9 protein-coding genes and 1 pseudogene are annotated in these 8,340 nt (G+C 59.7%); 2 read left to right on the top strand and 8 right to left on the bottom strand.

The window, feature by feature from the left end; genetic code table 11:
* Positions 1-89: 89 nt before the first annotated feature.
* Entirely contained in the window at positions 90-521 is a 432-nt protein-coding gene (locus I7S92_RS22750; RefSeq protein WP_197647787.1) for a hypothetical protein, read from the bottom strand.
* Position 522: 1 nt separating this feature from the next.
* The gene (locus I7S92_RS22755) at positions 523-1,368 is read right to left on the bottom strand and encodes a metallophosphoesterase (protein ID WP_197647788.1); all 846 of its coding nucleotides are present in this window, start codon (positions 1,366-1,368) and stop codon (positions 523-525) included.
* 879 nt (positions 1,369-2,247) lie between these two features.
* On the opposite strand from I7S92_RS22755, the gene I7S92_RS22760 reads away from it, so the two are divergent.
* Positions 2,248-2,790, top strand: a complete 543-nt coding sequence (locus I7S92_RS22760) for a recombinase family protein (RefSeq protein WP_197647789.1) — start codon at positions 2,248-2,250, stop codon at positions 2,788-2,790.
* A 6-nt stretch (positions 2,791-2,796) separates the two neighbouring features.
* Positions 2,797-2,916: a YrrC family ATP-dependent DNA helicase gene (locus I7S92_RS23600; protein ID WP_435532925.1), complete on the top strand. Its 120-nt coding sequence runs from the start codon at positions 2,797-2,799 to the stop codon at positions 2,914-2,916.
* On the opposite strand, the gene I7S92_RS22765 is transcribed toward I7S92_RS23600, so the two are convergent.
* The 6 genes and pseudogenes from I7S92_RS22765 to I7S92_RS22790 all read right to left on the bottom strand — a co-directional run.
* Entirely contained in the window at positions 2,913-3,260 is a 348-nt protein-coding gene (locus I7S92_RS22765; RefSeq protein WP_197647790.1) for a helix-turn-helix domain-containing protein, read from the bottom strand. The two genes, I7S92_RS23600 and I7S92_RS22765, sit on opposite strands and share 4 nt — an antisense overlap.
* Entirely contained in the window at positions 3,257-3,634 is a 378-nt protein-coding gene (locus I7S92_RS22770) for a type II toxin-antitoxin system RelE/ParE family toxin (RefSeq protein WP_197647791.1), read from the bottom strand. Before I7S92_RS22770 ends, I7S92_RS22765 begins: the two co-directional genes overlap by 4 nt.
* 70 nt (positions 3,635-3,704) lie before the next feature.
* Complete coding sequence (locus I7S92_RS22775; protein ID WP_197647792.1) at positions 3,705-5,735, bottom strand: AAA family ATPase; 2,031 nt, start codon at positions 5,733-5,735, stop codon at positions 3,705-3,707.
* 586 nt (positions 5,736-6,321) lie between these two features.
* Positions 6,322-6,990, bottom strand: a complete 669-nt coding sequence (locus I7S92_RS22780) for a ParA family protein (protein WP_197647793.1) — start codon at positions 6,988-6,990, stop codon at positions 6,322-6,324.
* Positions 6,991-7,110: 120 nt separating this feature from the next.
* Positions 7,111-8,163, bottom strand: a complete 1,053-nt coding sequence (locus I7S92_RS22785; protein WP_197647794.1) for a replication initiator protein A — start codon at positions 8,161-8,163, stop codon at positions 7,111-7,113.
* Between the two features lie 72 nt (positions 8,164-8,235).
* A pseudogene (locus I7S92_RS22790) lies at positions 8,236-8,340 on the bottom strand (IS5/IS1182 family transposase); the annotation flags it as partial.

The following is an 8,340-nucleotide window of genomic DNA, read 5'->3' on the forward strand; positions in this document are numbered from 1 at the left end:
TTCGGAAAGAATGGCTTCAGGCGCTCCATTTGCGCCTCGGACAGCCAGTAGAGGTTGCTCATCGGTCAGGTCTCCTTGCGAGGCCTGAATCACGCGAACCGCCCGAAATCAATGGGTCTGGAGCCTAGGTTCGGCTCGAGCTCAAGGATAGGGTCAAAATCCGGATAGTCGCCGACCTCTCGCAGCAGATCCGCCAGTGCGGGGGGCAGGACCGGCATCCGGCCTGAGCCGGATCCGGATAGCTGATCCAGGGCGTCCTTATACCAGTTCTCCTCGTCGTCCGGGACACTGCTGTCCAGAGTGAGGCACAGCACCGTCGCGATGGCCTCGAAGCTGCGCTGGATCGCGTTCAGTCCGCGGAAGAGTGCAGCGCGCTCAAGCCGTCGCTGTATGTCGTCAGACAAGCCAGTCGGCACCTCCGCCAGGGTCCGGTCAAGATGCGCCAGGCGCTCGTGGAGGCCGTCCAGACGCAACTGCACGGGCTGGAGCAGGTCTGACCGGAGGGGGCGTTCCGGTTCCATCTCAGTCCGCCTCGAAGAAGATGAGGTCGCGCAAATTTGTGGTGTGGTCTCCTACCTCGTTGGGGTACCCTATGGAAATGTTCCGGATTTCGGTCCGGCCGACGCGCGCCCGACATCGTCTGTGGGAGTGTCCGAAGAACCAAACGGTCGGCGCCGTTTCGAGGATCAGGTCATTAAGATCGGAATGAAATGACGGCGTTAGGTCGTCGATCTTACCAGCTACCGTAGCTGGGCTCGGCCCATGATGTGTCACGACAACCGTCCGGCCCCCCTCGCCGGCGAAATGCGGCTCACGCAAGGCCGTGGCCAGCCAAGCGCGTTGCTCTAGATGTAGCGCCAGTGTGTCTCTTGGGGTGATTGGACGCGTATCCTGTTGGTCATAGGGTAGACCAGATGGCGTCCCGATCCGGATGAACCGATAATCGTTCATCGCGCGTCCGGCCGTCTCGGCCGCCGCACGGACATTTCCGTTCAATGCGAAATCGCTCCACAGGGTGCAGCAAAGGACCCGGGTCCTGTTGATCCGGATTTCTTCCATCTGGCCGAAGCGAACACCTGCGTCCGTGCACATCTCCCTCAGGAGGTGTTCGCCATCCAATCGGTGCGCGTAGTAGTCATGGTTACCAGGGACGACGATGATCTTCTCTGGAGCAACTAGGCGCCCAAGGCGTCCCAGGATCTTGGGCCAGCTCCAGAGGGGGTCGTTTGAGAGATCTCCGGCCACCACAAGGAGGTCGGGTTCACGCTGACTGATGTGAATATCGAGCCCTGTCGCGGTCAGCGGGTCCACAGCCCACCGGGCCCAACTATCGAAATGGGGATCGGCGATGACGGCGATCAAACTCATGTGCGCGCTCCGTTCCGTACTTCCTACCGGCCGAGCGCGCTCAGCTGTCCGCGCGACGCGGACAGGTCACATGGGGTGTGGACCAGCTTGTTGGTTGTCCAGCATGTATATCAGATTGACGCGCCAAACTCCACCCGGTTATCCGCGTAAAGATATGATTTATAACGATAAAAAATAGGGAGAAGCCCGAAAACGTCGCAAACCCTACAAGCCGGTCTACTCAAGCAGGCCTCTCTTTCGGAACCAGAGGCTTAGCTTGTGCGAAAAAAGGTCGGCGTAGGAATCTCGCAACTCCGGGGCTCCGGAGCCGTGCTGGGAGCCAAAAGAGACCGGGCCGGGCCGCCGCGCCTCATGCCTGCATGATTCGAGGGTGGAGCGAGATGGGCGCGGCATGTCGGGACCAGCCGGACGGGCGGCCAATTCTGTCCCCCTGTTACGCGCTTCAAGCTCGTAACGAGAAAAACCCTAAAAAATCAATCGTGTAACAGATTACAGGAAAATCCAGGGATAAATGGGTTGTGGGCGTGCGCCTATGTGCGCCTGCGTGTGCCTGTATGGGCGTGTGCGCGTGTACTTATATATTTATCTTTGTAACACCCATAGATAGATATAGAAACACTCCTTTCTTTTCAATGATTTACGTCTGTTACAAAGGTCCGTAACAGGGCCGTAACGGAGCGTTACTGTAACACGTCTGATCGGGGGATTTCAGTCACATGAGGTGAGCTGCCGTGCCCCGGTCCGGTGTTCAACTGCTCCTCCGTGCTTGGTCAAAATAGGTCGTTTTTGACCGGACCGCCCTGCCCTGCCGGATTTCAACAGGTTGACCGGGACAAAAACCCATGACAAAACCTAGATAGTTTTGGGAGGGTTTTGTCCATGATCTTGGGGTATGCGCGGGTGTCGACCCGGGACCAGAACCTCGACGGCCAACGAGACGCCCTCGCCGCCGCCGGGGCGGAACGGATTTTCGCAGACACGATTACCGGGACCGCCCGGACCCGGCCCGAGCTGGACCGGCTCCTTTCGGAGCTCCGGCCTGGAGATGTCGTCACGGTGACCAAGTACGATAGGATGGCCCGGTCCCTCCCGGACCTCTTGGGGATCGTAGAAGCGATCCGTGGGAAAGGTGCCGGTTTCCGGTCCTTGGGGGAGGACATTGACACGACCACCCCCGCCGGGAAGTTGGTTTTTCACATTTTTGGATCGATCGCTGAGTTTGAGCGGGCGCGGATCGTGGAGCGGACGAAGGAGGGACTCGAGGCGGCTCGGAAACGGGGCAGGGTCGGGGGCAGACCCCCTGCCCTATCGCCCGCCCAGAGAGCCGAGGTGAAACGGATGCGCGACGAGGAGCACCGGCCCATCCCGGAGATCGCCGCACTGTTCAAGGTCAGCGAGAAAACGATCCGGCGGGTGGTCTGAGCGGTGATGGGTGCAGGACCTGACAGCACGACTGCGGTCCTGGCCGGGCTGGTGGAGTGGGTGACCTTCCACAATACTGAGAACGGCTTCTGCGTGCTGCGGGTGAAGGCCCGTGGCAGTTCTTAGGCCGCGACCGGAACGCGCTTCTTCGGTGTTGCGATCGACAGGCGACCCTGGTCGACCTTCGGGCTCTTCTTCTTGATCACGATATCGATGTCGCGACCGAGCTTGAGCAGCATCCGCAGGATCCTGTCAGACGTGATGCCTTCGAGCTTGCCGTTCATGATCTTGGAGACATGGGACTGAGGAATACCCAGAAGATCTCCGGCATCGCGCTGCGTTAGGTGACGATGCTTGATGATGGAGGCGACCTGGATCGCGAGCGCAGCTTTCAGGCTCAGTTCTTCGGCGTCCTCGAGGCCAAGATCCGCGAAGACGTTACCGGAACTGTCTGTGATTTCGTCCGTCATGGTAGTGGCCTCTTTTTGTAATCGTCCTCGGCGAGCTTGATCCGAGACTTGATCATTTCGATGTCCTTGGGCGGCGTCTTGATGCCCGTCTTCGATTTCTTCTGGAAGGCGTGCAGAACATACACGACCCCCTTCAGGCGGAGGAGGTAGACGCACCGATAGGTGTCACCGTCATGGTCTTCCACGATCTCCAGGACGCCGGAACCGACGCCCTTGTATGGCTTGGCGCTGCCGGCCTTCTGGCCTGCTTGCGCGAACATCAAGGCGGTCCCGATGTCTTTCCTGACCGGGGCTGGGAAGTCCTGAAGGTCCTTCAGCGAACTCCCGACCCAGCGACACGGCTTGAGTGAAGCGTCCTTTGTTTTGATACTCATTTAGGTATATCCTGTCAACCTTCAAGCGGCCTGTTCCGGGCACATGGTGGCAGCTACCAACACGATACGCTCACTGGAAGGTGCCCGCATCCCGGGCGATGTGACGCGCCAGCTTCTCGTTGATAGTCACGATCAGGCGCTCGAACCGGTCGAGGGCGTCCGGGGTCAGAACGTCGGCAGGCGACTGCCCCATCTTCTCGAGAAACAGCCGGGCAGGACGGGTCTTGCTGAACTCCACCTCGACGCCCTTGAGAGCCTGCTCCATGCGCTTGGTAAGCCGCGGGATGCGATCGTTTACGGTAAGCTTCTTCTTCCCGATCTCGGGAGCATGGCTGTCGCGGACGAGCTTCTCGTAGACATCGGCGTCGAGCAAATCCTCGATGTCGGCATCCTTGGGACGCGCGTCCTCCTCGAAGGCATCACCAATCGATAGGATGTTGTTCTCCCGGAGGACCTTCGTTTTCAGGAGATCTTCCCGGGTCGAGATCGCGTCCTTCTCGTGGTCGAGTAGGACCAACACGTTCAGGTTCTCCGACGCCAGCAGAGCAGCCATGTAGGGGATCTTCTGAGCGCCGCCGGCCGGCGTGATCGTTAGGCTCTTGTCGAGGCTCTTCCGGCCTTGGGAGGCCAGATATTCCGACACTGCCGATAGGATCCAGAAATCGGTTACGCCCTCGACGATCAGGTTGCTCCCGCCTAGGAAGAGGCTCTGCGCTAGGTCGTAGCCAAGGGCTGCCTGGAGGGGGAACAGGGTCTTCCGGTCACCGGACGGGTTGTTCGTGACCGTGGTCCCGTCGGCCTCGGCGATGTTGACCGTCCGCACCCAGTCGAGGTGCCTGGTCGGGACCATGAATGGGGAATGCGTGGTGTAGAGAATCTGGTTCTCGAAATCGTCCTCGAGGTGGGTAAGCAGGTCTCCCTGAGACTTGGCGTGCAGGTAGAGCCCGGGCTCGTCGAGCAGCAGGATCGCCGTATCCTTGTCACCGTTGTCTGTGTCGGCTGCGAAGGCGGTATAGAAGCCGAAGAACCACTGGAACCCGCGGCTGCGCTCGCTCAGGTTTACGTCCACGTCGAAGGTGTGTGCGGTATCCGACACGAAGGTCTGGAGATCGTCGCCGTCCAGATTGAAGCGGACCTTAACCTTTCGGTCGGTCCATCGCTTCTGCAGCTCTTCTGAGACCACCGCGCTCGCCCTGTTCGCGAGCTGGTTCCGCTGCTCGGTGTCCGACTTCTGCAACTCCTGCAGCTTGCTTGGATCGAGGCCGGCCACCTTACAGAGCTTCTCGAAATTCACCTCTCCCTTTTCCATCGCGCCTTCCGCCTTGCGCTTCAGAAATATGGGGATGCTCTGGTGGCCAGGAATCTCGGGATAGTCGTCGAAATAGACGAACAGCGGCAGCTGCTCCATCAGCCACGTCCGGGCCGCAGCATGTGCCTTTTCGTCTCCGGCGATCGCCTGTGCGCCCTTCTGCAGGCCCGTCAGAACCTCTTCCTGCTTCTCGGTGAGATCCTCGTCGGCCTTAGCCAGTTCCGTGCGGAGGGTATCGATCGCCGCGATCGCGGCGGTTGCCCAGTCCTGAGCATGCTCCCGGGGCGCGGCTGCAGTCTTGAATGTGTCGGCGGCCGTCTCCAGAGCCAATTTGGCTGCGGCGTCTTCGACCCTGGATGCCGCCGCTTTGACGCTGGCGCCGATCTTCTCCACGGTTTTCTCGATGGCGACCGTGTCGAAAGACAGATCATCGCGTGGAATAAATATGGTGCGCTTCGCGCCGTAGAAGCGCTTGATCGTGATGGGTTCATCTGGCCGCGCACGAGGCCAGAGCTTGGAGATGTGAGCCTGCTCATGCTCGTTCAGGACCCAGGTCGTGACGGCTACAGGGGTATGCTCGCTGCATTCCTCCAGCCGGCGGTTGCGTGGGAAGTCCTTCACGCCGTTCAGGGGCTGCAGGCCGCCGACGGGATTCACATGGGTCAGGGCCCGCAGGAGGTTCGACTTGCCGCTTTCGTTCCGCCCCAGAAGAGCCGTGATCCGGGAGGCTGAAATCTCGCCGCTGTCCTGGATGGAGCGGTAGTTCATGATCTGAAACGTGGAAAGCTGCATGTCTAAAACCTCGGGGAATGGTGAACGTTTTGAAGGAGATATTGGCGCGGTGTGGGATAACTGACCTCGTGGTTCACAGCCTGCTCCGCACCTCCCGTAACGGCGCCTTGGTCTCCGTAAAGACCTTAGATCTCGGCCCGATCGAATTCTGTGATCGCCTTGCCCGAAATCAGCGCCTGCATGAACCATAGATCAGCGTCATCACGCTCTTCGGACGCCGAAGTGTCGTCAAGAGGTATCCATGAACCACAGATTTGTTGAAGATTCACAGACTTCGGTGGCATGAGATCTCCACTCTTTTCCGGGCTGAGGTGGACATCAGCATCATCCCTGTTCTCTATAGAGAACCCACATCTGCTCGATCAGCTGACCCTGGGTGATCCCTAGACGCTCCGCTTCGGCCGCGATCGCCTCACCCACCTCTGGGAAAACTTTAGGGTGAAGCTGGTATGTCCGCGGGCTCGGTTTCCGTCCCGGCTTCTTCCGCGGGGACCGGTCCACGAACCCCCTCGCCTCTCCGACCTCGTCGACACGCCGGACCTCCGCGGTGGTCGTGTCCTTGGGCCGGGCCTTCAGGCCCGCGAGCCTATTTGAGCCGCTCATAGACCGCCTCCGTGAACTGTCGTGCATTCTCAAGGGCCTTATCAACCTTCCCCCCGGTCATCATCTCGGGATCATTCATCATCCGGGTCAGGTCGCCCCCGTATGCGAAAATCTCCGAGAAAGCCGCCCGGGACACCAGGGAGGGCTCAATCAGGTCGATCCCGGCTCCCCGGAGCTGCTCCTCAAGCTCTTTCTGGACCCGGCTCTTCACCGCGGCGCTCGTCTTCGTCAGAACGACCGCATGCCGGATCTTGCGGCCGAGCGCGTCCTCCTCTTCCCGGACCAGCGCCAGGGCCTCGGATCCGATCTCCGCGTCAAGCGCGGTCGCCTGCATCGGGACGATGACGAGGTCCGCCTGGGAGATGGCCCGGCTGACGAGCTGGGACGCGACCCCCTCAAGGTCCACGATCACGATCTTCCCGTCGCCGTCCGCGGCCCGGATCGTTGGGACGATCTCGGCCCGGCCGATGTCTCCGTGAAGGGTAACGCCCTTCGGCAAACCGTGTGACGCCCACCGGCTCAGGGACCTGTTCGGGTCACAGTCGAGCACGGTGACATCCGCGCCCATGCGGGCGAACTCGGACGCCAAGATGACCGCGCATGTTGATTTTCCCACGCCGCCTTTCGGGGAGGCCATGACTATGACGGGCACTGGACAGTCCTCCGTTTAACACACCGGATTTATATCAGTAACCGGAAACATTTCCTATACCTGATTTATTTCCTTAACCGGAAATAAATCAGTAACCGGTTTTCAATCTAAAATAGTACATCATGTTGGGCGCCCGCGCCTCTCAAACCACTTCCGACAAAACCCGATGAACGCAGCGTTGGGGTCACGAGGAGGCGCCTCCATCCACATCCGCCACTCACTTTCCAAGAAGTAGACGTCCCATCCCGGAGCAGCCTCGCGCGCCTTGTCATAGACGTCCCCAGAGAGCCGAACGGTCATCTCTGACGTCACGGCAGGCTTGTCCGCATATGCATCAATGAAATCGGGTTTAGGGGAAACCTCGAGAACGTCGTGCATCAGCCGGAAGCTGTAATCCGGCATATGGGACTGCTCCTCGTCCGTCTGACAGATCGCCTTCACCAGGCGCTTGAACTCTTTCTCCGTCGAGGTGGACCCAGTCTTGTGCTGGAGCTTGTCCAAACCGATCCGCCAGACGGACTGCTTCCCGCAATGCTTCCGGGCGAGTTCATAAAGCCTCCTCTCAAGCGGTTTCCTGAGCTGGAAGTATGACCTATGCAGGGTCAGGACGTTCTGGTTCTCGATGGCCTTGATGAGCCAGTCGCCCACCTCCAGCTCAACACTTAGGAGCCTTCCCGTCGCGTCCTCCTTCACGATCTTCGTGTCGGTGAGGAACGAGAACGACCGCCACTCACCCAACCCATGATCGTGGAGGTTGGTCTCGATCTGCGTAAACTGGAGGCGGGTTAAGGCTCGCTTTAGCGTACCGTAGGCCTGGCCAGTCGTGTGGCGGTTCGTGGATTTGAGAAGATCATATGCTGATACGCGGACGCGACGACTGATCTCATGCCCCTCGTTCTTGGCAGCCATCAGCTGGCTAAGAACGTAGATCAGAATATCCCGGTCAAACACGTTAGCACGCCCCTCCAACGCGGAAGGGGTGATCTTCACCTTCAGGGCACCATGCTCGTACTGGAAGGGCGCCATATCTTTCTTGACGGACAAGGAGAACAGGGGGTGCTCCATGGACGCGCGATCGCTCTTGGGAGTCGCGTCAAGGATATCGCACACGAAGAGGTCAGGCTCCGTGTGTCGTTGGGGCAGGAGGGTCGTTCTCTGTCGCGGCCTCGCCATTTTTCGATACTCTACCCACCAACGGTACGGATTTTCCCGTCAGCCTGCTCTAGGCTCCAGACTCATTGAGTTTCAGAGCCAGAACATGACGGTTGCTGCGAGGGCGATAGCGGAGAAGAAGGTTTCCGGGCATCTGTCGTATCGGGTGGCAACGCGTCTCCAGTCCTTCAGCCGGCC

It is taken from the genome of Tabrizicola soli (assembly GCF_015999335.1).
Classification (GTDB): domain Bacteria; phylum Pseudomonadota; class Alphaproteobacteria; order Rhodobacterales; family Rhodobacteraceae; genus Tabrizicola; species Tabrizicola soli.